Raw genomic sequence first — 26,302 nt, forward strand, 5'->3', positions numbered from 1 at the left:
ATGAAATCTATATCAGAGTATAATAAGCTTGTATTTTATTTGGAAGCTATGGTTATTCCAATGAAAACACAGTTTTAAAATCTAGGAGGAAAAAGAATATGAAGATGAAACGGCTTTTAAGCGTTGTGCTTTCTGCAACGATGGCAGTATCTGTTGTTGGTACAGTACTTCCAGCGTTTGCCTTAGAGGGCGATGGTTTGGAAGTCTCCGCTTTCCAAACAAGTTCTAATAGTGATATTGGAATTGACGCAGATAATGTGCGTTTCGCATGGAATATTAATGCGCAAGAACGTGGAGTATTACAAACACATTATTCTGTTATTGTAAAAGATACACAAGGTAATCCAGTTTGGGAGAGTGGATGGGTAGAATCGGATGACCAATCCGGTATTACTCCAAAAAATTTAAAACCAGAAACGGTTTATACCTGGCAGGTTAATATTCGTGACCAGCATGGACATGAATCTGGATTTAGTGAACCAGAAACATTTGAAACAGCACCAGAACAACTAAATGGAAATTGGATTGGGTCTGGTTATGGAGTAGTTCGTAAGACTTTCCAGCTTGATCAGCCATTGGATCAAGTCGACCGTGCTAGAGCTTATATGACATCTACCTCTATGATTGAAACCAGAATGAATGGACAAAAAGTAGGGGAATGGGTTCTTGGACCAAAAAAACCAGTTCCTGATGTTCGGGTATATTATAATACTTATGATATTAAACCTTATCTATTAGATGGGGAAAACACAGCAGGGATTATGCTGGGTAATGTTACTCCAATGGGTGGAAAAACTTTAGGAACAATTAAAATCTATTATAAAGATGGCAGTGTTCAGGAGATTAATACTGGAACAGATTGGAGAGGAAGCACCAGTTCTCCGGTAACCAGAGCTACTTTTGAAACAGGGGAAGACCAAAATCCTAATCTGATGGTTGGATGGGATACCAACGATTATGTAGAGGATAATACTTGGTCCAACGCCAGAATTTGTGGGTCCACTTCCATGTACTGCGAAGATGGCAAGTTGGTAGTTCCAGCAAATGCAGGCACTTACTACACCAATCAGTCTTTCTCCGGCAATTATACTATTGAAACAAAAGTTTCTGTTCAACAAAACGCCTTTGGCTTGGTTTTTGGTTCCGGTAATCCAAATGGCGCTTTGTGGCAATTTAATGTAATTGAAGGGAATCTGTTTAAAGTACATAATCCGGGTAACTGGTCTACCAACCAGTCCTACGTCAATGACCAAATCCAGTATAATCAAGATTTGATCATGAAAGTTAAAATAACCGGAAATACCGTGGAATCCTACTTAGGGGATACTTTGATTGATACCCGCACTTTTGAAGATGGGCAAACCGCTGGCAAAATTGGATTCCGTTCCACAGTGGATGAAGCCTTTACTATGGATTATTTAAAGGTAACCGATGAATCTGGAAACATTTTGTTTGAAGATCATTTTGATAAGATTGACTCAAATAAATGGAATGTTCCAGCTGACCCAATTGTAGAACCTGCAGTTTCCGCAACAAAAGTAATCAAAGAAGTAGAACCAGTTAGTATTCAAAAAGTTACGAAATACGATAAATCGAAACCTTATGCGGCGGATGGTCAGCTATATTTACCTAGAACAAGTGGAGAAGAGACTTATTATACCAATCAAAGCTTCTCTGGAGATTATACTATTGAAACAGAAGTAACGGTGAAAAATACTGCTTTTGGGCTTCTGTTTGGTTCTGGAAATCCAAATGGAGGATTGTGGCAGTTCAATGTTGCGGAGGGAAATGTGGTAAAAACACATCAACCAGGAGATTGGTCACAGCGTGATTCCTATCCAAACGCTAAAGTCCAATATGATACCCCATTAAAGATGAAAATTGAGGTAAAAGGCAATGAAGTAAAAACTTATTTGGAAGATGAATTGATTTGTACCAATACCTTTGCGGATGGGCAGACCTCGGGGCGGTTAGGGCTTCGTGCTGGTGTTCAAGAAGAATTCTCCGTAAATTACATCCGTGTAAGCCAAAACGGTGAAGTGATTTGGTCAGATGAATTTGACAGTGTGGATACAACAAAATGGAATTTCCCAGAACCAGGAGAAGCGACAGAATGCTATGTTGTTGACTTCGGCAAAAATATGTCCGGATATGCGCGGTTGAATGTAAAAGGGCAAAAAGACGACGTAGTCACCCTGCGCTATGCGGAATTACAAAACGATGATGGAAGCATTTACGCAAATACTACCTACCATTTCCCTTATAATAACTATACCTTGACTGGTGGAAACGATACATTTGAACCAAAATTCTTCTCCACTGGGTTCCGTTATGTTGAAGTGGAGAATTTTCCAGGGGAACTGACAGCAGAAAATATTACAGCTTGTTTTGTCAGTGATGATATTGAGGAAACAGGTAGCTTTACTTCTTCCAATGATAGATTAAATAAAATATATGACATGTACCATCAATCCCAGTTATCCAATCTGGTAGGAAACTATACCGACTGCCCGCAACGTGAAAAAGATGGCTGGACAGGGGACGCTTCTGTGATTAAGGAAGCAGCTTCTATGATGCTGGCGGATTACAACTCCGCGGAAGCATATATGAAAACCATGTATGATAATATTTATCCAGATGGCCAGCCTTTAGTTCGTGTACCAAAACCAGCATCTATGCCTCAAGGTACTGATGAATACGGATATATTGATCCAACCTGGACATCCGCTTATTTTGTATTCCCATACCAGACCTATATGCAAACCGGAGATTCCTATTATATCGAAATGGCTTATCCAAGTATGATGGAAGTATTCCAATTCTATCAAAATTTGGACACTGACCACGATTATATTATTACAAACAATACTTTTGGCGACTGGCTGGGCTATGATAACCAAAATGGTAAAGTGGACCGTAATTGGCTTTCCGCTTCCTATGTATACTATTCCGGTGTATTACTGTCCGAAATGGCTGAAATCATTGGAGAAGACCATACAGAACTGGATGCTTATTTGGAAAATATGAACCAGGCAATCCAAGCTAAATTTAACCAGGGAACTTATTATAGTAGTGATACTCAGACAGCGAATGCTATGGCAGTAGATTTGGGGATTGTTGCGGAGCAGGACAAAGATACGATTGTCCAAAGCATTTTAAACAATGTTTCTAACGCAAATACTACATTAATGACAGGCGTATTAGGGACAAAATCCATTTATGATACATTATCCGAAGCAAACCAACACAAAGTGTTGTTGGATTTGACAACCACTCCAGAGAAATGTTCCTTTGGATATATGTTAGACAATGGCGCCACAACCTTGTGGGAATACTGGGATAAAGCAGGTGAAACCTTTAATTCCAACAATCCTCCAGGGGAGAACCGTTGGGATTCCCAAAACCATGCGATGATGGGCGGCGGTTTAGGAGCCTGGGTATATGAAGGCTTAGGCGGAATTACAGCAACTGGAGCAGGTTATGAGGAAATTATCTACCGTCCAGGTATCGAAAGCGAACTGGAATATGTAGATACCTCGATAGACACTTTAAAAGGTTTAGCAGAATCCAATTGGGATATAGTAGACGGCGATCTAGTATGGGATGTAACTGTTCCAGCAAACAGTACCGCAACGATTAAAATCCCAATGAAAGACGCGAAAACTATTACCGAATCTGGCAATGATATTTTCCAGAAAGATGGAAATGGAATAACCTATGTAGGCCAGGAAGAAAACGGTGACTATGTATACACAGTAGGCAGTGGAAGTTACCACTTTGTAGCGAGTGAACAAGGTAGCGTAGTAGAAGAATCAGATAAAGATATCTTGAACAAAGTGATTACCTACGCAGAAGAACAGAAAGCATCTGATGACTTTAACAATGTCATCAAAGATGTACAGGAAACCTTTAATGCAGCATTGGATGCAGCGAAAGAAGTAGCAGCAGATCCAGCAGCAACTCAGGATGCAGTAGACGCGGCATGGAAAACATTGATGACCGAAATTCATAAACTAGGCTTTGTGAAAGGGGATATCACTTCCTTAGAAACTCTAGTAGCATTGTCAGAAGGTTATGACATGAATGACTATGTAGAAGCAGGTCAAGCAGAATTTAAAGAAGCATTGAAAGCAGCACAGGAATTACTTGCGAATAAAGATAACGCAATGCAGACAGAAATCGAAACAGCAGAAAACAACCTGTTGAATGCGATGCTGAACCTGAGATACAAAGCGGATAAATCCATTCTGGAAAAAGTAATTGCAGAAGCGAATAGTAAAGATGCAAGTGCATACACAGAGGAAAGCTATGCAGCACTGCAAGCGGCAGTAAAAGATGCAAATGACGTAATGGCAGATGAAAATGTGACTCAGAAAGAAGTAGATACAGCAGTAACAAATGTACAAACTGCAATGGATCAGTTAGTAGCAGTAGATGGAAGTATTCCAGAAGAAACAACACCATCCACTAATGATACAGCTACTCAAACTGGACAGGAATCTACAACAAAAGCAAATGCAGCAAAAACAGGCGATGTTGCTCCAATTGCAGGGTTAATAGTATTGGCAGCAGCGGGTGCAACAGCCATTGGAGCAAAGAAACGGAAAAAATAAAATTTAGTTGTAATAGCGAAATAAGCTATTGGAATGAATAAAAAAAGCCACCAGTTCTATTTTAGAACTGGTGGCTTTTGTACTTCGTGTTTTCATATAGTACTATAAATCAATTTAAAAAAATTCTATTGTAATTGGTTAGTAGGAAAGACAATGGAGTAAAAATCCAGTTTTTCTCTACTAATAAAGCTTTTTCCAAAGCTTATAGAAACACTTATAATTATGATGTGGACTTTAATAAACAGCATACAGGCCTAACATAGACAAAGGATAATGCACAATGTCTTTCGACAGTTTTACGCTTTGAAAAATAAGGGACTATCCGCTATGTGGGTGTATATCAAAGGTTATACCAAAAATATCCAATCAGATACAAGTTAATTCTTCTTTAGATATGATGAATGTAGCAAAATACTACAAGGATTAAACAAAGGAAAAATAAGTCCACGCATGAATACTTTTCGCTTTGTACAAACCATCTGTTTAACAGGTGATTCTAATGGAAGGCAAGATAAACTAAGTATCCCGCTGTACATAGAACAGCTCCAACACTATAAATTACGGTTTGCAATTTAGGCTTTAACTTGTCCTGTTTTGATTTTGCTAATAGCAGCAATGTGAGAACTATCGTAGAAATTGATCCATAAACCAACAAAGAAACTCCACTTTGGTCGTAGATAGTACCATGTACCAAAAACAGATCTGAAACAAATAAAATAGTAAAATTAAATAGATTGCTTCCTACAATATTGCCAACAGTTGCATTGAAATTTCCACGGAACACTAAACCGATGGAGGAAGCTAATTCTGGTAGGGATGTAGCAACCGCAAGTAACAGGGCTCCTGCAAATGTTTTACCTAAGCCTAAATCAACAGCGATTTGGTCAGAAATAATTGTAATCAGAACGCTAGCAACTACCAGCAATATACTGTTGATTATAAATCGAATGACGATTTGTTTGGTGCTCATATCAATGACCAATGGGTCATTTTCCTCTTCCCCTTCTGAAGAGGACATTTTCCGTACCGCAAATAGATAGACTACCATAATCGCAATGGATACCCAACTTACTGTAAAAATTTGAAATTCTAACTGGGCATATAACACTAAAGATACCAATACCGTAACAACTAACAAGGCATAACATGTATTTTTGTGGGCAAATGCTAAAGAAGAGTTTTTGAATTTTTTCATACCAAACAGCATCAATGCTCCTAACACCGTAATGTTAAATAGGTTACTGCCTAAAATATTTCCAATTACCATATCTGGCTGTTTTACAATTGCCACCGCAGTAATGCTAGTAATCAGTTCTGGGATACTGGTGACAGCCGCCAACATAACCCCGCCTAAAAACGCCCCAGATAAACCAGTGGTTTTATCCAATAAATCAATGTAATAAGAAAGCCTTGTAGCAAATAAAATGACGGCTGCAGCTAAAATAAAATAGAATAGATAGATCAATCCAACACCCTCCGTTAATTTGCTTTTTTGTCCAGAATATGGATATCCATCTGTTGGTATGGAATATTGATATTGTGTTCATCAAAGCATTTTTTAATTTGTTCCTGTAAATCAAAGTGTAGATTCCAATAATTTTCGGTTTTCACCCAGACACGGGAGGTAATATCAATAGAGCTTGGACCCTGCTCTAAGACGCCAAAGAATGGTTCCGGATCTTTCAAAGCAAGGGGATGGTTGCTAACAATTGTTTTAATCAGTTGCTTTGCCTCGTCAATATTATCATCATACCCAATAGAAAAAGTTAAATCTAAGCGGCGGACAGGCTCTGCGGAATAGTTGATAATCTTAGCGGAGGTGAGTTCCCCATTTGGAATCATAATGTTTTTATTATCCGGGGTAATCAGGCGGGTGTAAACCAATTCTATTTTTTTCACAGTGCCTTCTACTCCGTTGGCTTCAATATAATCCCCTATTTGGAAGGGCTTACTAAACATCATAATGACGCCCTGCGCAAAGTTTGCTAGAGTTTCCTTAATTGCTAAGCTAAGTGCTAATCCAACTGCACTGAATAACGCGACAAACTGTGTGGTTGGTACGCCAAAAATAGATAATACCGCCAATGCGATAAAAATATAAAATGCTACCTTAATAATTGCTTGAACAAATTTAATGGCCTGTTCACTGACTGTTGTTTTTTTGATCGCTACATTGGTGATTTTTAAAAGGAACTTTAAGATTATTCTTCCAATGATAAAAATAATTAAGCACAGCAGCAATTTTCCTCCATATTTAATAATAAAATCGAGTGCTGCGGCTCCAATTTGTTCCCAGTTCCATTGCATGGAAATTCCCTCCTATGTTATCGATTATCTATTATAGCAATAATGAGTATTTTATGATTTAAAACCATTATATCGGTGTTTTTGGCTGACGTCAACTTATTTTCAAAAAAGCTTTGTATCTTTCAGAGAAAAAAAGAATTATTATTTGGCTATTAGTTACAATATTTTTTTGTATTTGAAACAACAGGTAAAATTAAGCCATAAAAAGGTAAAATAAGTACCTTGTAGGGATTAGAAAATTTTTTTATAATAAATCTAAATTGATATAAATAATTTATTTATATAATTATTTATAGTTAAATTTCATAAAATTATTGGGCAAAAGGAGAGTGTAAAAAAAATGAAACAAAAAAAGACATCAAGGCTGTTGGCATCTGTCTTGGCAATCGCAATGGGCGCTACTATGACAAGTGGATTGTTCACAGCACAGGCACAAGAAGAAATTGGAGAGAACACCATTATTCATGCATTTAAAAATATTGATGTGGACTCCAAACCGATGGCTCGTTTTTGGTTTCCTGATGCTGGAGCAGGAGCGGATGCGGATGACCTAATTTCGGAGCAAATTGAAGCTATGGCAAAGGGCGGTTTTGGCGGCGTTGAAATTGCGATGATTGCAGACGAAACTACTTATACCAATCAACAGGCGAAAGAATATGGCTGGGGTACAGAAAACTGGGTAAATGTACTGAAAAAGACGTTGCGGGCCGCCAATGCGATTGAAGGCGGTTTTAAGGTGGATATTACAATTACCTCCCATTGGCCGCCGGTTATCAATACAATCGACCCAAATGAAACCACCGCTTCCACAGAATTATCCTACCAATATACCAAAATCACACAGGATGATTTAAACAATGGGACAAAAGATCTGGCTATGCCGGAACAAAAAACAACGGACAGTAGAAATGGTTACTTCTTAACGGTAGACCGTTTTACCGACGCTTCCGCTATTCAAGTAGAAAGTGTTGATGCGGATGGAAATTTAACGTTTGATTTTGATTCCATTACCAGCTTGAAAGATTCTGTTTCAGTGAAAGAAGGGGCTGGATATGCGGCCGGTATTCCGGACGAGGCAAAAGCGGAAGAAATGGCCGGTGGTGATAAAACACAAAAACAGGCTATTTTAGATAATATATATGAAGCATTTGGAGATGTACCAACAGAAGAAATCCCAGATGGGGAAAAATTTGATTCCCAGGGAAACCGTAAACGTATGGCGGATTGGCAGGAACTGTATCAAGCTGATTTAAATGGAATAAAAGGCAAGTTGGGTACATTGGATAATGATGCGGAAATAAAAGCGGGCGATTGGGTTTTATTTGGCGTATTTGAGAGAGGTACAGGACAGGTTCTCTCTGGAGGCGGCATCAATACCATGTATGGCCGTACCTATGCGACTGATTATTTTAGCACAGAAGGGATTCAAGAAGTAATTGATTACTGGAATGAGCATTTCTTAAGCGATCCAGAACTAGTTTCCTTATTAAAAGAAAATGGAAGCAGTATTTTTGAGGATTCTATTGAAGCAAGCCACACAGGGCCATTCTGGACCCATAATATGCTCAATGAATTGGATGAAGGGTATGCGTATGCAGATGAGTTTGCTACAGTAGTTGCAGTTAACTCCGCAAAATCATCCGGTGGAGGATTCCCAGGAGGCCCTGGTGGTGGCGGAAATACTACACCACCAATCCAGTTTAACAATGATGTTACAAGCCGGATTGTAGAGGATTACAACCTAAAATTAGGGGAATTATATGAGAGCGACCATGCTTCCGTGATTAGTGAATGGGCAAAAACATTTCATTATAATTACCGCGCCCAGGGCTACACCTTAACCGGGTTGGATATTGCCGGCGCAGCAGCGGCTTTGGATATCCCAGAAGGGGATAACGCTACTTCCGGCGATGGCTTGAGAAACCTTTCCGCAGCGGTGAATATGTACGATAAACAATATCTTTCGATGGAAGCAATCACTACTATTAAGATTGCAAGCACCTGGGAAACAATTGCTGGTATTTTGAACTCTAACTTTTCTCATGGTGTTAACCGTGTGATCTTACATGGTACACCATACGCAAAAACATTTGATAATAATCATACTGCTTGGCCAGGCTGGGGCTGGGGCGGCGGTGGCGCCGGTGTTGGTGAGTTTACCGCATGGAACCAACGTCAAATCTATTGGGAGGATGTCAATACCATAGCTGATTTTATGTCCCGCAACCAGGCATTATTGCAAAATGGTACAGCAAAAGTAGATGTTGCTCTATTAAATGACACCAGTTCTTCCTTTAGTATTTTATCCGGTAACTGCATGCAGGGATTGTTGGACAACGGTTATTCCTATAACATTTTAAGTGAAGCCTTATTAAAGAGCGAAAACGCAAATGTGACCAACGGCGTATTATATGAGGATGGCCCGTCCTATAAAGCGGTTATTTTAAATGAAGCAAACGTATTATCCGTGGATACTTTGGAAAAACTGAACCAGTACGCAGACGCCGGTTTGCCAATTATCCTGTATAATTGCAGCCCATCCCAGGTATATGGAACCGAAACAGCGGACAATAATGATGAAACATTGGTACAATTGGTGGACCAATTAAAACAGCATGAAAAAGTAGCAAGTGTTTCCTCAGAAGAGGAGCTGTTAACAATACTGGATCAGCTTCAGGTTTCCTCAGCAGCTTCTTACCAGGCTTCGGGTATTGAAACTTCCCACCGCACCGATTCCACGAATTCCGATTACTATTATATCTTTAATAGTACAGAGGAGACACAAACCACAACAATGACATTAGAAGGGCAGGGAACTCCTTACATAATGGATTCTTGGACTGGTGAAATTACTCCAATCGCTCACTATACCCAGACAGAAGATACCATTACCTGTGATGTTACCCTGGAACCACAAGAATCTACCATTATTGCAATTGCACCGGACCAGGAAGAATTTGGATCTTCACAGGATGTTCATGTAGAGGAAGCAAATGGAACCGTTGTGTATGATGGAAACGATATTGTATACCGTTCTAATACGGTTGGAACCGATACGGTCAAATTCTCGGATGGAACTACAAAAGAAATTACGATTGATGAAACAATGGCAGAGATTGATTTGAGCGGAGAAGGCTGGAATCTCCAACTGGACAGTTATGGGCCAGATGACAGTCCAGAAAATCTAGATGAAAACGGGGAACTGATTGATCCAACCGCACATAAAATCACTACCTTAAATTACGCAAATATCGCATTGATTCCTTGGACTTCTTTGGATGTTTCCGAAGATGATTTAAAAGCGCTGAGTACTTCTCTCAATGAAGTCACCAGTATGCGGGATGTATCCGGTATTGGCTATTATACCAAAACCTTTACTTTGCCAGAAGATTGGGATTCCTCTAAAGGTGCTGTTGTTACCTTTGCTCATGATGAAGATATGGTAACAAAAGTAACTGTGAATGACACAACCATTGATAAGATCGACTCTATCAATGAAGTTGTAGATATTGGAAATTATCTGAAGCCAGGAGAGAACACCATTCAAATCAAATTAGATACCACTGTAAAGAACAGGATTAGTTTGGAAACAGGTTATGTGGATTCTCCATGGGTTACAGAGAGCCGTGATACGGATTATGGCTTAACCTCTGTAGTTCTCAAGCCGTATACAGAAGTTGTCCTATCCGCGGATATGCCAGAGGAAACCGCTGATAAAGGTATTTTAAATTCTGTCATCAAATATGCGGAAAATGCGAAAGCCAGTGGAGAATATGATAATGCCATTGAAAGCGTACAAAAATCCTTTGACGCTGCTTTGGAAAACGCTCAAGCAGTAGCCGCAAACTACAGCGCAACTCAGGAAGATGTAGATGCAGCATGGAAAACTTTATTGAATGAAATCCACAAATTAGGATTTGTCGCTGGTGATAAAACAGAACTGGATCAACTGATTGCAGCAGCGGACGAGATTGAGCTGGACAAATATGTAGAAGCAGGCAAAGCAGAATTTACAGAAGCCTTAGCAGCAGCGAAAGCAGTATCCGAAGATGGAGATGCCATGCAGGCAGAAATCAATGAGGTATCGGATAATTTATTAAATGCAATGCTAAACTTACGGTTCAAAGCAGATAAATCTGTTTTAGAAGATGTTCTTGCACAAGCAAATAAGATTGATGCAAGTGCATACACATCAGAAAGCTACGCAATACTAACAGCAGCAGTAAAGGATGCAAAAGCAGTACTGGAAAATGAAAACGCAACCCAGGAAGAGGTAGATGCAGAAGTAGCAAATGTACGTGCAGCGATGGAAGATTTAATATCAGTAGAGAATACAACAGAAACTCCATCTACTGATAATAATACTATCCAAACAGGGCAGGAAAGCACAACCACAAAAGCGAATACAGCGAAAACAGGCGATTTTGTCCCAATCGCAGGCTTGGCAGCAATCACATTGGCTGGTGCAGCATTATTACTCACCTGTAAGAAAAAATAATAAATAGTAAATTTCTTTTTCTCTTAATATAAGCAAAAGGCTGGTTTTTAACCAGCCTTTTGAAATATCAGTAATTAGGTAGAAAAATAAATGATTAATAAAGTCTAGTCAGGAAAATGTTAAATAGGAAAAGTGAAAACAATAGATTTAATTGTACTCATACGCCCTATACCAGCTTCATATAACAGAGATAGTTTGAAAAGAATTAAAAAATGACATCTGTCCAAATAAATAGATATCATTTTTGTATGTTTTACTATTTTTCAAGTTCGCAAAATATATAATAGAGGGTTTCTCGTTCATTCATAGAAATTACTCTACCATATCTTTAACAATAGATAAAAGATTATCAAATTGTATAGGTGTTAATTTTTCAAGTAAACAATAATCTCGTTTACTTTTTCTGAATTAGAGTTATCAATATCAAATTTAAAATAATCGCACATGCTTAAAAATGCTGACATGAAAGGCAGATTTTTACCTGATTTTATATTTTAAATCCTTGATAGATTTCATTATTTTTTGAGCGACTTGATTACATTCTTCTAAGCTTTTACGGAACGTAGATTCTCCAAATGATTCCCTAAAAATATTGTAGATTAATTTTCCCAAATCATTTTCTTTGTGAAAAGAATCTACTATCATCCGACTTTCGCCATCATACTCATCATTTGGGCAAAAAGCCAATAAATCGATAGGGTCCCATTCATCAATATGTTTTTTTACAGTATTAAAATCTAATATTTCCCTCATATCTATATGGGTTACTTAATATAAAAATCTGGATTACGCTTTAACCAAGCATGATCTCCATTATAATCCATATTTTGATCAACCTCTTCTAAATCAATATTTTCAATATTTTTATTATTTAAATCCCCAAATACTCCAATGAATCTTAAGTCTTTTTCAGGAGTCCCTAGTAGAATTCCTCGTGCATGTTCACTATGATCAAATTTTTCTTGATAATAATGTAATACGATTTCCATTATATCATCGGCATCTAATTTTATATATTTTATTTTTTTACCCATTTCATTACCACCTATTTCATGTTATGCCTACATTACTATAACCTAAGTTTACACATAAAAGGGATATTTGTAAAGAAATATTTTTATATGTACGGAACAGTAAATGCTATTTTGGAATAAGGTAAAATTTTTATTTTTAGCAACAAAAAAGAGCTGCTTTTTAGCAGCTCTTTTTCTATAGAATTTGTGATTATTTATTGCAAGCTTCATATGCAGCAACTGCACATGCAACAGTAGCACCAACCATTGGGTTGTTACCCATACCGATCAAGCCCATCATTTCAACGTGAGCAGGAACGGAGGAGGAACCAGCAAACTGAGCATCACCGTGCATACGGCCCATAGAGTCAGTCAGACCATAGGAAGCAGGACCAGCAGCCATGTTATCTGGGTGCAGGGTACGTCCTGTACCACCACCGGAAGCAACGGAGAAGTATTTTTTGCCGTTTTCGATTGCCCATTTTTTATAGGTACCAGCAACTAAGTGTTGGAAACGGGTTGGGTTGGTGGAGTTACCTGTAATGGAAACGTCAACGCCTTCTTTTTTCATGATAGCAACGCCTTCGAGAACGTCGTTAGCACCATAGCATTTTACCTGAGCTCTTTCACCATCGGAGAAAGCAACCTGGCGAACTTCTTTTACAGTGCTTGTAGCAAAATCAAAATCAGTTTCCACATAGGTGAAACCATTGATTCTGGAGATGATGTAAGCAGCATCTTTACCCAGACCGTTCAGGATAACGCGCAAAGGTTTTTTACGTGCTTTGTTTGCGGTTCTAGCAATACCGATTGCACCTTCCGCAGCTGCGAAGGATTCATGACCAGCTAAGAAGCAGAAACATTCTGTTTCGTCACGCAGCAGCATTGCGCCTAAGTTACCGTGACCTAAACCAACATTTCTCTGTTCTGCAACGGAGCCAGGAACACAGAATGCTTCCAAACCTTCACCGATTGCTTCAGCAGCATCAGCAGCGGTTTTGGAACCTTTTTTAATTGCGATTGCTGTACCCAGAGTGTAAGCCCATACAGCATTTTCAAATGCGATTGGTTGGATGCCTTTTACCAATTGTTCACAGTCAACGCCATGCTCTTGACAAAAAGCTTGTGCGTCTTCGAGAGTAGACCAGCCGTATTGAGCCAGGCATTTCTCGATTTTAGGCATTCTTCTTTCTTTACCTTCAAAATTAGCCATAGTACGAAACCTCCTTAATTATTCTTCACGAGGGTCGATATATTGTTCAGCATCTTCATAACGACCATATGTAGCGATATTTTTTTCGTAAGCTTCTGCTGGAGCCACGCCGTGACGGATATCTTCCATCATTTTGCCCAATCTTACGAATTTGTAACCGGTAGGTTCGCCTTGGTTGATAGCAACGTTTAAGATGTATCCTTCTGCTAAGGACAGGTAACGAACACCTTTTGCTTTTGTGCTGAAAGTAGTACCAACCTGAGAACACAGGCCTTTTCCTAAGTCTTCCAGAGCAGCGCCAACTGGCAGGCCATCTTCAGAGAAAGCAGTCTGGCTTCTACCATATGCCAACTGTTTGAAAATTTCACGCATAGCAACGTTGATAGCATCACAAACCAGGTCGGTATTTAAAGCTTCCAACAAGGTTTTACCTGGCAGAATTTCGCCAGCCATAGCAGCGGAGTGGGTCATACCGGAGCAGCCCAATGTTTCTACTAAAGCTTCTTCGATAATACCATTTTTAACATTTAAAGTTAACTTACATGCACCTTGTTGTGGAGCACACCAGCCCACACCATGGGACAAACCAGAAATATCAGAAATTTGATAAGCTTTTACCCATTTTCCTTCTTCAGGGATTGGAGCAGGACCATGGTTGGGACCTTTTTTGAGAACGCACATGTTCTCGACTTCATGTGAATAATTCATAAAGAGACTCCTTTCGGTTAGTTTCCAAAAATAAAATTGCCGAAGCAATGCAGACTTAAGTAATCACAAAATTACTCAATTATTTTTATTATAATATGTTTCTTTTCTTTTATCAAGTGGAAACAGCTAGTTTTTTAGCGAATCCCAAAGAATCGTTGTATTCTAACGAGAAAAAACGAACAAAAAAGTATTTTTTTGTATGATGGGTTAAAATGTTAACAAAGAGATGGAATGATGGCATAATCTATTTCAAAGAAAGAAAAATAAACAGGATATTTTTGCTTGGGAACCGGAAAAACCTCCATTCCAATTCAAAAAATCACATAAAATCAGTTCGGACAATCCTAAAAAGGGAGATTGGGCATGGTTCCATTCTTTTGATGGCTGCATAAGATAAGGTGAGCAGAAAAATCCGCAGACAGAGCGGGGAGAGTGGCTTGGATGGACGAAACAGCCTATTACAGGCCTGCAGGGGAGCTTTCCCCAAATGCGAATCTGCTTCAAATAAAAGGCCCGCTTTTTTGCAAGATAGAAAGCGGGCCCGATTTTATAGTAATGTGAATTATGGTGTAAATAGTTAGCGATAATGATTAAAATAATGTTATATTGCTGAGAATATTATATTTATTAAAGGTGGGATTACCATGTGGTTTGTATTTCATATTATCTTCCCAGTTGTTTTGATATAGAGTAATTGCATAGCGGCTTTTATTACCACAACAGTTGGGATACCATAATTAACGCAGGGATTGTTATGATACATAAAATTGTGGATACGGTAAATACTGAGCTGGCCGTCTCAATATCGCCGCCAAACCGGGACGCAAAAAGCATTGTTCCCGTAGCGCATGGAGCAGCGGACAGAATGAGCATGGTAAGTTTTACTTCATAATCCAAAGGAAGTATCGTCAGGATCATCAATACAATTGCGGGGATTAAAATCAATTTTAAAAAGGAAACAATATAAACACGTATTGAGGTAAACGCTTTAATCAAATTGGTCTGGGCAATAAATACACCGGATACCACCATGGAGAGTGGTGTCATCAATCCGGCCAGGGAGCTGACAGCAGAAGCCACTGGGGCAGGAAATTTAATTTGAAATAAAAACATAGGAAGCCCGATTACAATGCTGATAATAGCAGGAGAAGTAATTGCGGTTAGGATCAGTTTTTTATCCATTTTCCCAGTTAAAAGGCTTACCCCTTGGGTCCAGGTCATCAAGTTAAACGCGATAAAAAACGCGCTGGCATAAAAAACCCCTGTTTCGCCTACCGTTGCCAATAGCAATGGTATTCCCATATAGGCGGAATTTGGATAAATAGTGCCAAAACGTTCTGTAGCAATAGTATCATGGTTTTTTCCTTTCCATTTTAGAACCAGAGAAACGATGACTCCAAGAAACAGGACAAGCACGGAAAGTACAAAACAGATTCCAAGATTAGCAATTAATTTTGGATTGGAATCCGTTTGATAAGTATCTAAAATTAGGGCGGCAGTAACAATGGTAAGGACAAAATTAGAAATTTGTTTGTTCGCACGATTAGTAAACATTCCAATGCGATAACATACAAATCCAACTGCGATTAATACAAACATCATAACTACTTGGCTTAATATTGTAAGGGCAGAATCCATAATAACCTCCATCCTGCTTTGCAAAACTGGTTTACAGGGCAGGTTCTATATATGATATATTATTTATACTAGTTCATAAACCGTTCACACGGTTTGTTATTATACCCTTAATAGAAAGAAAAATCAAATAAAAAGATAAAAATAGGTTAGATTTCTAGTTTATTGTTAAAAAATTTGTCCATTGGATAATGCTACTATTCATAGTGACGAAACCAATTCAATAATTTTTTAAAATTTTACAATTTAGGTTGACGGATAGAAAAGAATCAGCTAATATAGTCATAGGTATCATTTTATAGTAAGAAAACTGGCGTTATTTACTCTAATAGTAGGAAAATAACCCGTTTTTCTATGAGAAAATCAAAAAATTCTGTTCTGTGTTCAGATTTTATCAATATTTAATCAGTATAATAGAAAACAGAACAATGGAGTATGATCATAAAGGAGTGTTATTTGTTGCAGAAAATTTGCCCTTCTATTTTGTCGGCTGATTTCGCTGAATTGGCAAAAGATGCAAATCGTATGGCAGACGCTGGTGCGGATATGCTGCACGTGGATATTATGGATGGACAGTTTGTCCCAAATATCTCGTTAGGGCTGCCTGTATTAGAGTGTTTAAATAAAAAATGCGATTTACCAATGGACGTGCATTTGATGATTGTCCGTCCCCAAGATTACATCCAACGTTTTGCAAAAGCAGGAGCGGATATCATTACTTTTCATGTGGAAAGTGATTGCAACCCGTTGGAGTGTATTCAACAGATTAAAGCCTGTGGGTGTAAAGCGGGAATTAGTATTAAACCAAATACTCCCGTTATGGAAATTAAACCATATTTGGCTTTAGTAGATATGGTTTTGGTAATGACAGTAGAGCCTGGCTTTGGCGGGCAAAGCTTTATGCAAGATATGATGGGTAAGGTGTATGAACTGCGCAGCATTTGCCCTGATTTGGATATTGAAGTAGATGGTGGTATTAACCATGAAACAGCTAAGATTGTAACAGAAGCAGGTGCTAATGTATTGGTAGCTGGTTCTTATCTATTTGGTGCAGAGGATGCCTCTGCAGCGATTGCTTCTTTACGTTACTAGTTTTTTGGATAGGCAAGGGTTTCGATCGCGGTAGTTGGAATAATGCATTGGCTGTATTCTTGTAGGGAAGCGGTATACAAGCTGCCTTTTCCCTGTAAAATCCCATACTCGCTAATAATAGCGGTAAGTTTTTCTTCCAGCTTGCAAAAAGAATAGACAGATAGGAAATAAATATTGCCCATTCGATAAAGAGAACTTTTAAAAATAAGGTGGCTGTAATACTGGAACAGTGTTTCGCATACACGAAATACTTCTTCGATAGAAGAAAACGAAAATACCAATGGAATATTACATTGGCTTGTTTTATTGGAGACCTGTTTGCACATGTTGATATATAAAATACAACCGTCTGGCTCAACAGGAAAAGCTTCGATGAAAAGTTTTCCTTTGGTTAGATCTACACAAGTTTGTTCTTTTATCCTATATAACATGGCAACGATTGCTCTGCGTGTTACTGGATCATTATAATCCATTTCTTCATAAGTGATATCAAATTCCTGCATATCATCTGAAGTTAAAATCACTTTAATTGTTTGCTGATCCAGTAGTTCTATCTTCAAAATGGTTCACCTCTTTTTTTCAGACGTAATGAAGCCAACTAGTTGGGAGGAGTTATGAGAACTTTAGTGGGAACAAAAAAAGGGCAACGTTATGATGTCATGTTAGCCCTGTTGGCACTTTTTGTGCTACCAATATATTATTATGGAGTCCGTGTATTGATTATGCTGGCTCTTGCGTTGGTTACGGCAATTGTGGTAGATTTTGCCGCACGAAAAATTTTTAAATATAAACCGGGGCGTCGTGTCCGTTATAAAATAGATAATACTTCGGTTATCACAGCTATGATCTGTACTTTGCTGTTGTCAGCAGCTGTACCTTATTGGATGGTGGTTGTAACAGTAGCAATTGCTTTATTAGTAGGAAAGTATCCATTTGGTGGTAGGGAGCACAATATTTTTAATCCTGCTGCTGTAGGGTTAACATTTGTAGGTTTATGTTGGCCTGAGCTTGTATTCCAATACCCAGAGCCAATGCAGGCTGTGGATTTAAGCAATCGGGTTGGAGGAAAATTAGTCCATTCTATGGAGTACCAGTTAGGTTTAGGTGGTGTTCCAAGTGTGGATAAAATGGATGTTATCCTCGGAAAATTTGCAGGTCCAATGGGCGCTACATTGGCACTTGTATTGTTTGCGTGTGGAATTTATTTGCTGGTGCGTAGAACCATTTCGATTCATATTACAGCCTCTTTGTTGATTACAACGTCTTTGATGGTTGTAATAGCACCAAGGATTTCATCTAGTCTGAAAGCTACTTTGGGTTATGAATTGGTTGCTGGTGTATTGCTGTTTGGTAGTGTATTTTTAGCGAATGATCCAACCACAACGCCAACTAGTAAGTTGGGGAAAGTATATTTTGGTATTGTTTTAGGATTATTGACTACAATTTTCAAATACTATGGTGTAAACGAATATGGTTTCCTTTATGCGTTATTGATCGCGAATGCCTTATCTAGTTTTTGTGATAGTTTGGCGGATCATACCATCTCTCTTTGGAAACGCCGTCGTACTCCGAAAAAAAGCCATCCGATTGGAGAGGAGGAAAAGGCATGACACAGAATCAGAGAGAATTAAACTGGAAATCTTTAATTTTTGACAACATGGTATTGGAGCGGGGGCTTTTATTAGCACCTGTGGTAATTATGTCCTATACCTTAAAAAATGCGGTAGCGTTGAGTTTTGCATTTGCTGTGATTACGTTTATTACAATTTTAATCTCCTCTTTTGTTCCCAAAGCAATTCCATATACCATCCGTGTTATTTTTAATGTATTGCTTGCTTCTGTTGTGTTTATACCAGTGGCAATGCTAATTGATCAAATAGAAACCGGTTTGGTTTATAAACTGGGTATTTACCTTCCTTTATTGGTAACCAACTCGTTAATTGTACAAAAGAGTGAAACACGTTTTCGGAAAGCTCCTTCCAAAGGAAAGATGGTTCTTGACCTTTTGCTTCAAATGGTAGGGTTTACAATTGTTGCCTGTCTAGTCGGAGCAATTCGGGAATTGTTAGGACGTGGCACTTTATGGGGATACCAAATTGGGATGGAAATTGCCCCAGCAGTATTATTACCATTTGCCGGATTTATGATGATTGCGTTTTTATCTGCGATTGTCAACCGGATAAAACAGGAATACCATCCAAAAAAGAAAAGGAGGGGTTAGTAGATGTCATCACAATTAATTGGTTCTACTTTAAATTATACTGGTACCTTCTTTTCCATGATGTTAGTGGCAATTTTTTTAGAAAACACGATTTTTAGCCGTACTTTAGGGACCAGTACTGTGTTGTTAATGTTACGTAAAAAGATAAACCTGTTACTGTTTGGTATTATTTTAACAACTATTACAGTAATAGCTTCTATTATTACGTATTTTGTAAATCCATTGTTGCAGAACTTAGAGTATCGGTACTATATTACCCCATTAGTATATGTTGCTATTATTGGGGCTGTATATATTGCAGCTGTTTTATTGGTGAGCGCTTTACCAAATCGTTTCTCGAAAGAAATAAAGCCAATGATCCATTTATCTGCTTTTAACTGTACTGTATTAGGGGCGTTGTTATTAATCAATTCTTTAAAAACGATTAGCTTTTGGTCCGCAATTGGCTTTGGGCTAGGAACAGGGTTAGGCTTTATGTTAGCAGTATTCTTGCTGGCGGTATCCTATTCTTATTTATATAGTAATCATATTCCAAAACCATTTCGGGGTTTCCCAATTACTATGATGTATATTGGTATCCTTTCTATGGCTTTCTATGGGCTGATCGGGCATCAGCTTCCTGTATAAAAACAAAATATAGTAATAACAATATGGAGGTTTGCGCATGTCAAAGCCAGTTAAAGTAAAACGATATGATAAAATTTACCGTGGAAAAGGGCCTTCTGGTGGTGGGTTTTGGAAAATTTTCCGTTGGATAATTGCTTTTTTACTGATTGTAGCGATTGCATTTTTTATCTTTAGCCAATTTTTGGGCAATCAAAAAAATAGTACGCAAACAAATAGTTCCAGTATGGATATATCTTCTGTGGATGCTTCTTCCGAAATATCTTCTGAGGAGACAAGTTCTTCTGAACCTGAGTCAGAATCACAAGCTACAACTCGGGTATCCGTGGAGTTACCAGAAAATCTGTTAAGAGATTCAGCTGGTTTACAAAGCTTTTTAACACAATCCAAAACGCAAGGATATGATAGTGTTATTATTCCATTTAAGACAGAAAAAGGACAGGTACTGTATCAAACCCAGGTAGTTGCTGCAACCCAATGGGGCGCAGTAACCCAAAACCCAGTGAATGCACAGGAGATTTATACTACTGTAAAAAATGCTGGACTTACTCCAATTGCGCAGCTATCTGCATTCCAAGATTCTACTGCTGCAAATGGAAGCCGTGATAATGCGATTACTTACCAGGGACAGCCAAAAACAACCTGGTTACAAGGAAATGAAAAAATCCGTTGGCTGAATCCTTATAAAGATAGTGCAAGAGCATATATTAAGGATTTGGCTGCGGAATTGCATACAATGGGATATGAATATGTTATGCTGACGAATGTACAATTCCCAACCGCAAAAGATACAAGATATGATTTATTTGATAATGGTGTATCCAAACAGGATATTTTAAAGCAGTTTATTCGTGAGGTAAACGCAACTGGTGTAAAAGTAATTCTCTCTTATAGCTGGGATGCAGCAACAGGTGCTGGGGAAATGGCTTATGGTGGCGATCCATCTACTTATGGTGCTGCAATCAATGCCCCTGTAATTGATTTGTCTGCTTATCCATCCGGATTAGAACAAAATGGCTCTGTGATTACTGACCAAACACAAATTGTACAAACTGTTGTTACGACAATTCAGGCAAATTCCGGAAATTCAGAAGTGTTGCCGGTTCTTCAAGCAGACCAGAATAGGGATCAGCTTTTATCCGCATTAAGTAGTATTAATGTAAAAAGCCATCTTGACTTACAGCCATAATTGTTATTGGGCACAATGATTGAATATATTAAAAAGGGGTTATGTCATATGAAAGAAATGGATCTTTACAACCAATGGAAATCTATGAATTTAGAAGATCAGGATTTGGTTCACGAGTTAGCAGAAATTGAAGGCGATCAGGAAGCAATTAAAGATCGGTTTTACTGTGAGCTAAAATTTGGTACTGCTGGGCTTCGTGGTGTTATAGGCGCAGGCACCAACCGGATGAACATCTATGTTGTCCGTAAAACTACCCAGGCAATGGCGGAATATTTAAAACATGATTATGAGAATCCAGCGGTTGCAATTAGTTATGATAGCCGGATTAAATCCGATGTTTTTGCAAAAGAAGCTGCTAGTGTTTTAGCAGCGAATGGTGTAAAAGCTTATATATATCGTCAACTGATGCCAGTTCCATGCTTATCTTTTGCGGTACGTGAGTTAAACTGTCAGGCTGGTATTATGATTACAGCCAGTCACAATCCTGCAAAATACAATGGCTATAAAGCGTATGGTCCGGATGGCTGTCAAATGACTTCTGAATCTGCTGATAAAGTGTTAGAATACTCCGCAAAAATAGATGCGTTCCACGATGTAAAATTAATGGATTTTGACCAGGCTGTCGCAGAAAGTAAAATTGAGTATATCAGTGAAGCGGTAGAACAAAAATATCTAGATGCTGTAAAAGCCAGATCGATTCATCCAGAAGCTTTGGAAAAAGCCAATATGAGCGTTGTCTATACTCCATTGAATGGTGCAGGCAATATGCCGGTACGGAAGCTATTGGCACAAATGGGTGTTCAAAATGTTCACGTTGTTGCGGAACAGGAAAATCCAGATGGAAACTTTCCAACCTGTCCATTCCCAAACCCGGAAATCCGTGAAGCTTTGGAACTGGGAATCCGGGATTGCCAAACAGTAAAACCAGATATTCTACTGGCAACAGACCCAGACTGTGACCGTATGGGAATTGCGGTACCAGATAAAGAAGGGAATTACGTACTGTTAACTGGTAACGAAGTAGGCGCACTATTGTTGGAATACATTTGTAAAGAGAGAACTGCCCTTGGAATCATGCCAAAAAATCCAATTGCAGTAAAAACTATTGTTTCTACTAATTTGGTTTGCCCAATTTGTAAAGAATATGGGGTTGAACTAAAAAATGTGCTAACTGGATTCAAATATATTGGGGAACAGATTGGCTTGTTGGAAGCAAAAGGGGAAGATGACCGGTTTATCTTTGGTTTTGAAGAAAGCTATGGTTATCTAGCAGGTAGCTATGTGCGTGATAAGGACGCTGTTATTGCTTCTATGATGATTTGTGAAATGGCTGCGTTTTATCGTCAACAGGGTATCAGCGTTTTAGGTGCTTTGAACCATTTATATGAAAAGTATGGGGTATATCGCCACGCTACCATTAGTTTTGTTTGCGAAGGGGCTTCCGGTATGGAACGAATGGCTCAGATTATGTCGGATATTCGTAAAAATCGCCCTACTTCTATTGGTGGCAGAAAGGTAATCTGTTATGCAGATTACAACGCTTCTAAATCCACTGATATTGCAACTGGTGAAGTAACAGAAATTCATCTTCCCAAATCCGATGTTTTAGAATACATTTTGGAAGGTGGAGCAACTGTTATTTTACGTCCATCTGGTACAGAACCAAAAATTAAAGCTTACTATACTGCTACTGCTCCAACTGTGGAGGAAGCAGAACAAATCCAAAAAGAACTGCAAGATGATTTTACCAAAATTTTAGGGTTCTAAGGATGATTTTATTTGATTCTATTGATCAATAGTAAAAATTAAGCTTTTCAGAAAAGCAATATGTTGTTATGATAATGAAAAATACTGGCTTCGTTTTTTAAGCGGAGTCAGTTTTATTTTGAGTTAGATGTATTCCTTTTAGAAATCTACAAAATGATAATAGTTCCATCTTGCAAAAGATGAAATTCATTTATTTGCGTTCTAACAAAAACAATTGTATAATAAGACTGGAGTATTTAGCTCAGTCTTATTATTGATAAACAATCTTGATACCTCCTTATAAAAATAGAAAAGAAAGAAGGAAACTGAGTGGAAAAATCTACAAAAACAAAAAATTTTCAACTTATCAAAAGGTTTGCCCCTTATTTTAAAAAATACCGTTGGATTTTAATGATGGATTTATTTTGCGCCTCCTTAACTACGATATGTGAGCTGGTGCTGCCTTTAATCGTGCGTTATTTAACCAATTTAGGGATGAACGATTTACAGGCATTGTCGGTAAAGGTGATTTTATCTGTTGGTATTTTTTATTTGATTTTGCGGATTATTGATACGTTCGCCAATTATTATATGGCGAATATTGGACATGTAATGGGAGCAAAGATTGAAACTGATATGAGAAAAGATTTGTTTTCCCATTTACAAAAACTATCTTTCACTTATTTTGATAATACAAAAATAGGACAGATTATGGCACGTTTTACTAGCGACCTGTTTGATGTAACAGAATTTGCCCATCACTGTCCGGAAGAATTTTTTATTGCTGCTTTAAAAATTACCGTTGCATTTATTATTTTAGCTCAGGTAAATGTATGGTTGACTTTAATTGTATTTGCGTTTATTCCAATTATGCTGTTTTGTTCTTTAAAATTCAATCAAAGTATGAGAAGAGCATTTAAAAAGTCCAGGGACCAATTGGGGGAAATTAACGCCAAAGTAGAGGATAGCTTGTTGGGAATCCGTGTAATTAAATCTTTTGCTAACGAGGAAATGGAGCAGGAGCAATTTCAAAAAGGGAATCATAAATTTTTGGATATAAAAAAAGAGATGTATCATTTTATGGCTGGATTCCAAAGTTGTACCCGTATTTTTGATGGCATTATGTACATTGCTGTGGTAGTAGCTGGGGCATTATTTATGTTGTATAGAAAAATTACGCCAGGAGATTTTATGGCTTATTTATTGTATATTACAACATTGTTAACCTCGATCCGCAGAATTGTCGAGTTTACAGAACAGTTTCAGCGAGGTATGACAGGTATTGAACGTTTTACTGAAGTGATGGATGTTCCTGTGGACTTAGGGGATTCACCAGAGGCCATTCCTTTGCAGCAGGTGAAAGGGGAAGTTACCTTTGATCATGTTGGATTCCAGTATGCCGATGGAGGAAAAGAAGTATTATCCAATATCAATTTAAAAGTTCCTGCCGGAGAAAATATTGCGCTGGTTGGGCCATCTGGTAGTGGAAAAACGACTTTATGTAGTTTAATACCACGTTTTTATGATGTCACTTGTGGAAAAATTTTAATTGATGGAGAGGATATTAAACGCTTTACATTACATAGTTTACGTTCTCAAATAGGGGTAGTACAACAAGATGTTTATTTGTTTTCTGGATCAGTTTATGATAATATTGCCTATGGAAAATTAGGAGCATCTAAGGAAGAAGTAATAGAAGCCGCTAAAAAGGCTGGAGCGCATGAATTTATCATGAAACTGGAACATAAATATGATACCTATGTAGGAGAACGAGGGGTAAAACTGTCTGGAGGTCAAAAACAGAGGATTAGTATTGCTAGGGCATTTTTAAAGAATCCACCTATTTTAATTTTAGATGAGGCAACATCTGCTTTGGACACCGAGAGTGAACGGTTAGTACAGCGCTCTTTAGAAGATTTATCGGTCGGGAGAACAACATTTACCATTGCCCATCGTCTTTCTACGATTAAAAATGCGACTACAATTTTGGTGTTAACTGAAAATGGAATTGAAGAGCAGGGCAACCATCATGAGTTATTGCAAAAAGGCGGTATTTATGCCCATTTGTATGAAGATTCTTTGCCGGAGGATATAGGATGAAGTTGCTTGTAAGTGCGTGTTTATTAGGAATAAATTGTCGATATTGTGGAACAGGGTGTAAAAATGAACTGGTGTGTTCTTTAGCAGAACACCACCAGTTGATTCCTGTCTGTCCAGAACAGCTAGGAGGGATGTCTACACCTAGAATTCCCTCCGAAATTGTTTCGGAACGAGTAATTAACCAAATTGGAGAAGATGTTACAAATGCCTTTCAAAAAGGTGCTGAAGAAACGTTACGTATAGCAAAATTATTGGATTGTTCAGCAGCGGTTTTAAAGAGCCGTAGTCCTTCCTGTGGATATGGAGAAATTTATGATGGGAGTTTTACTGGTACCAAAATTATGGGGAATGGAGTTACTGCGGAATTATTATTTCAAAATGGTTTTGCGATTTATAATGAAGACAACTGCAATGCTTTAAGAAATATGGAATAAATTTATTTAAATTATATAAATAAATTTAATATATTGAAATATTTTTATATAAAAATACAAAATAATGTTGTCTGAATTTTTTTGCGAAAAAAATCAAAAAAACTGTTGACAAATCAAAAACAGTCTGGTATAATAATATTCGTCGCTGATGAGGATTACAACTTGCGGGTGTAGTTCAATGGTAGAATCCCAGCCTTCCAAGCTGGTTGTGTGGGTTCGATTCCCATCACCCGCTCCATTATGTAACATTTGTTACATACGCGCCAATAGCTCAGTTGGATAGAGCAACTGCCTTCTAAGCAGTAGGCCTCAGGTTCGAATCCTGATTGGCGCACCATTAGTTATGGTGGATTTAGCTTAGTTGGTTAAAGCGCCAGTTTGTGGCACTGGAGACCATGGGTTCGAATCCCATATTCCACCCCACTAAATTGTAACTGGAAGAAGTTCTTCCAGTTACAAATCTTTATTGGACTGTCGCCAAGTGGTAAGGCAACGGACTTTGACTCCGTCATCCCGCTGGTTCGAATCCAGCCAGTCCAGCCAAAGCCTTACATTTGTAAGGCTTCTTATATTGGGGTGTCGCCAAGTGGTAAGGCACCAGATTCTGGCTCTGGCATTCCGAGGGTTCAAATCCTTCCACCCCAGCCAAAGCAAAAACCTCGTAATTACTGATGAATCCAGTAGTTACGGGGTTTTCTTATATTTTCTAATTCTAAGATTTCACACAAAATTCTTGATTTTTGACTAAAAATCTAATGATTTTCAAGATTATGCAACACGAAATGCAACACGAATTTAATATAAAAATAAGGTCAGTAAGAGATAAAATCTTGCTGGCTTTTTGTGCTTTTGATTATAATACTTGTAATGAAATTATAGCAAGATTTAAACATGTTCAAACAAAATTTG

At 38.1% G+C, this 26,302-nt stretch carries 18 protein-coding genes and 5 tRNA genes; 15 read left to right on the forward strand and 8 right to left on the reverse strand.

Annotation, left to right across the window (positions count from 1 at the left end; all coding sequences use genetic code 11):
* Positions 1-98 precede the first annotated feature (98 nt).
* Positions 99-4,613 carry a family 78 glycoside hydrolase catalytic domain gene (locus H8Z77_RS01505; protein WP_186995948.1) on the forward strand — a complete coding sequence of 1,505 codons (4,515 nt, stop codon included), beginning with the start codon at positions 99-101 and terminating at the stop codon, positions 4,611-4,613.
* A gap of 496 nt (positions 4,614-5,109) precedes the next feature.
* Here H8Z77_RS01505 and H8Z77_RS01510 read toward each other — a convergent pair whose 3' ends face one another.
* Entirely contained in the window at positions 5,110-6,078 is a 969-nt protein-coding gene (locus tag H8Z77_RS01510; protein WP_069989182.1) for a sodium:calcium antiporter, read from the reverse strand.
* A gap of 14 nt (positions 6,079-6,092) precedes the next feature.
* Positions 6,093-6,920 carry a mechanosensitive ion channel family protein gene (locus H8Z77_RS01515; RefSeq protein ID WP_069989181.1) on the reverse strand — a complete coding sequence of 276 codons (828 nt, stop codon included), beginning with the start codon at positions 6,918-6,920 and terminating at the stop codon, positions 6,093-6,095.
* A 340-nt stretch (positions 6,921-7,260) separates the two neighbouring features.
* Between H8Z77_RS01515 and H8Z77_RS01520 the strand changes: the two genes are divergently transcribed.
* Positions 7,261-11,418: a glycosyl hydrolase gene (locus H8Z77_RS01520; RefSeq protein WP_186995949.1), complete on the forward strand. Its 4,158-nt coding sequence runs from the start codon at positions 7,261-7,263 to the stop codon at positions 11,416-11,418.
* Between the two features lie 477 nt (positions 11,419-11,895).
* Here the strand turns inward: H8Z77_RS01520 and H8Z77_RS01525 are convergent, their stop codons facing one another.
* The 5 genes from H8Z77_RS01525 to H8Z77_RS01545 all read right to left on the reverse strand — a co-directional run bounded on the left by H8Z77_RS01525 (position 11,896) and on the right by H8Z77_RS01545 (position 15,990).
* Positions 11,896-12,171 (reverse strand): DUF1871 family protein, encoded by a 276-nt coding sequence (locus H8Z77_RS01525; protein ID WP_186995950.1) that lies wholly within the window; start codon positions 12,169-12,171, stop codon positions 11,896-11,898.
* 11 nt (positions 12,172-12,182) lie between these two features.
* A complete protein-coding gene (locus H8Z77_RS01530) occupies positions 12,183-12,452 on the reverse strand; it encodes a hypothetical protein (RefSeq protein WP_069989178.1) in 270 nt (89 codons plus the stop codon).
* A gap of 190 nt (positions 12,453-12,642) precedes the next feature.
* Positions 12,643-13,644, reverse strand: a complete 1,002-nt coding sequence (locus tag H8Z77_RS01535) for a GGGtGRT protein (RefSeq protein ID WP_069989177.1) — start codon at positions 13,642-13,644, stop codon at positions 12,643-12,645.
* An 18-nt stretch (positions 13,645-13,662) separates the two neighbouring features.
* Positions 13,663-14,352 carry an iron-sulfur cluster assembly scaffold protein gene (locus H8Z77_RS01540; protein WP_069989176.1) on the reverse strand — a complete coding sequence of 230 codons (690 nt, stop codon included), beginning with the start codon at positions 14,350-14,352 and terminating at the stop codon, positions 13,663-13,665.
* A gap of 711 nt (positions 14,353-15,063) precedes the next feature.
* Positions 15,064-15,990 carry an AEC family transporter gene (locus H8Z77_RS01545; RefSeq protein WP_186995951.1) on the reverse strand — a complete coding sequence of 309 codons (927 nt, stop codon included), beginning with the start codon at positions 15,988-15,990 and terminating at the stop codon, positions 15,064-15,066.
* A gap of 453 nt (positions 15,991-16,443) precedes the next feature.
* Here H8Z77_RS01545 and rpe point away from each other — a divergent pair, with 453 nt between their 5' ends.
* Entirely contained in the window at positions 16,444-17,079 is a 636-nt protein-coding gene (rpe, locus tag H8Z77_RS01550) for a ribulose-phosphate 3-epimerase (protein WP_366471739.1), read from the forward strand.
* On the opposite strand, the gene H8Z77_RS01555 is transcribed toward rpe, so the two are convergent.
* On the reverse strand, positions 17,076-17,639 hold the full coding sequence (locus tag H8Z77_RS01555; protein ID WP_186995953.1) for an adaptor protein MecA: 564 nt from the start codon (positions 17,637-17,639) through the stop codon (positions 17,076-17,078). The two genes, rpe and H8Z77_RS01555, sit on opposite strands and share 4 nt — an antisense overlap.
* 54 nt (positions 17,640-17,693) lie before the next feature.
* Between H8Z77_RS01555 and H8Z77_RS01560 the strand changes: the two genes are divergently transcribed.
* The 12 genes from H8Z77_RS01560 to H8Z77_RS01615 all read left to right on the forward strand — a co-directional run bounded on the left by H8Z77_RS01560 (position 17,694) and on the right by H8Z77_RS01615 (position 26,041).
* Positions 17,694-18,689: an RnfABCDGE type electron transport complex subunit D gene (locus tag H8Z77_RS01560; protein WP_186995954.1), complete on the forward strand. Its 996-nt coding sequence runs from the start codon at positions 17,694-17,696 to the stop codon at positions 18,687-18,689.
* Entirely contained in the window at positions 18,686-19,300 is a 615-nt protein-coding gene (locus H8Z77_RS01565; protein WP_186995955.1) for an Rnf-Nqr domain containing protein, read from the forward strand. Before H8Z77_RS01560 ends, H8Z77_RS01565 begins: the two co-directional genes overlap by 4 nt.
* Positions 19,301-19,303: 3 nt before the next feature.
* The gene (locus tag H8Z77_RS01570; RefSeq protein ID WP_069989170.1) at positions 19,304-19,927 is read left to right on the forward strand and encodes an Rnf-Nqr domain containing protein; all 624 of its coding nucleotides are present in this window, start codon (positions 19,304-19,306) and stop codon (positions 19,925-19,927) included.
* A 37-nt stretch (positions 19,928-19,964) separates the two neighbouring features.
* Positions 19,965-21,113 (forward strand): putative glycoside hydrolase, encoded by a 1,149-nt coding sequence (locus tag H8Z77_RS01575; protein WP_186995956.1) that lies wholly within the window; start codon positions 19,965-19,967, stop codon positions 21,111-21,113.
* Between the two features lie 48 nt (positions 21,114-21,161).
* A complete protein-coding gene (locus H8Z77_RS01580) occupies positions 21,162-22,880 on the forward strand; it encodes a phospho-sugar mutase (protein WP_186995957.1) in 1,719 nt (572 codons plus the stop codon).
* A gap of 309 nt (positions 22,881-23,189) precedes the next feature.
* Positions 23,190-24,959: an ABC transporter ATP-binding protein gene (locus H8Z77_RS01585; RefSeq protein WP_270739763.1), complete on the forward strand. Its 1,770-nt coding sequence runs from the start codon at positions 23,190-23,192 to the stop codon at positions 24,957-24,959.
* Positions 24,956-25,393: a 2-thiouracil desulfurase family protein gene (locus H8Z77_RS01590; RefSeq protein ID WP_186995958.1), complete on the forward strand. Its 438-nt coding sequence runs from the start codon at positions 24,956-24,958 to the stop codon at positions 25,391-25,393. The genes H8Z77_RS01585 and H8Z77_RS01590 overlap by 4 nt, the downstream gene beginning before the upstream one ends.
* 164 nt (positions 25,394-25,557) lie before the next feature.
* Positions 25,558-25,631, forward strand: a tRNA-Gly gene (locus H8Z77_RS01595).
* Positions 25,632-25,653: 22 nt separating this feature from the next.
* Positions 25,654-25,730, forward strand: a tRNA-Arg gene (locus H8Z77_RS01600).
* A 9-nt stretch (positions 25,731-25,739) separates the two neighbouring features.
* Positions 25,740-25,816: transfer RNA gene (locus H8Z77_RS01605), tRNA-His, on the forward strand.
* Positions 25,817-25,860: 44 nt separating this feature from the next.
* Positions 25,861-25,936: transfer RNA gene (locus tag H8Z77_RS01610), tRNA-Gln, on the forward strand.
* A 29-nt stretch (positions 25,937-25,965) separates the two neighbouring features.
* Positions 25,966-26,041 (forward strand) — tRNA-Gln (locus H8Z77_RS01615).
* The last annotated feature ends 261 nt before the right edge of the window (positions 26,042-26,302 follow it).

Origin of the sequence: Clostridium facile (assembly GCF_014297275.1) — a bacterium.
Taxonomy (GTDB): Bacteria; Bacillota; Clostridia; order Oscillospirales; family Ruminococcaceae; genus Massilioclostridium; species Massilioclostridium facile.

Bases quoted from the DNA above. Each gene is read 5' to 3' on its own strand.
- H8Z77_RS01505 (WP_186995948.1), top strand. From the start codon at position 99: ATGAAGATGAAACGGCTTTTAAGCGTTGTGCTTTCTGCAACGATGGCA.
- H8Z77_RS01515 (WP_069989181.1), bottom strand. From the start codon at position 6,920: ATGCAATGGAACTGGGAACAAATTGGAGCCGCAGCACTCGATTTTATT.
- H8Z77_RS01520 (WP_186995949.1), top strand. From the start codon at position 7,261: ATGAAACAAAAAAAGACATCAAGGCTGTTGGCATCTGTCTTGGCAATC.
- H8Z77_RS01525 (WP_186995950.1), bottom strand. From the start codon at position 12,171: ATGAGGGAAATATTAGATTTTAATACTGTAAAAAAACATATTGATGAA.
- H8Z77_RS01530 (WP_069989178.1), bottom strand. From the start codon at position 12,452: ATGGGTAAAAAAATAAAATATATAAAATTAGATGCCGATGATATAATG.
- H8Z77_RS01535 (WP_069989177.1), bottom strand. From the start codon at position 13,644: ATGGCTAATTTTGAAGGTAAAGAAAGAAGAATGCCTAAAATCGAGAAA.
- H8Z77_RS01540 (WP_069989176.1), bottom strand. From the start codon at position 14,352: ATGAATTATTCACATGAAGTCGAGAACATGTGCGTTCTCAAAAAAGGT.
- H8Z77_RS01545 (WP_186995951.1), bottom strand. From the start codon at position 15,990: ATGGATTCTGCCCTTACAATATTAAGCCAAGTAGTTATGATGTTTGTA.
- H8Z77_RS01560 (WP_186995954.1), top strand. From the start codon at position 17,694: ATGAGAACTTTAGTGGGAACAAAAAAAGGGCAACGTTATGATGTCATG.
- H8Z77_RS01565 (WP_186995955.1), top strand. From the start codon at position 18,686: ATGACACAGAATCAGAGAGAATTAAACTGGAAATCTTTAATTTTTGAC.
- H8Z77_RS01570 (WP_069989170.1), top strand. From the start codon at position 19,304: ATGTCATCACAATTAATTGGTTCTACTTTAAATTATACTGGTACCTTC.
- H8Z77_RS01575 (WP_186995956.1), top strand. From the start codon at position 19,965: ATGTCAAAGCCAGTTAAAGTAAAACGATATGATAAAATTTACCGTGGA.
- H8Z77_RS01580 (WP_186995957.1), top strand. From the start codon at position 21,162: ATGAAAGAAATGGATCTTTACAACCAATGGAAATCTATGAATTTAGAA.
- H8Z77_RS01590 (WP_186995958.1), top strand. From the start codon at position 24,956: ATGAAGTTGCTTGTAAGTGCGTGTTTATTAGGAATAAATTGTCGATAT.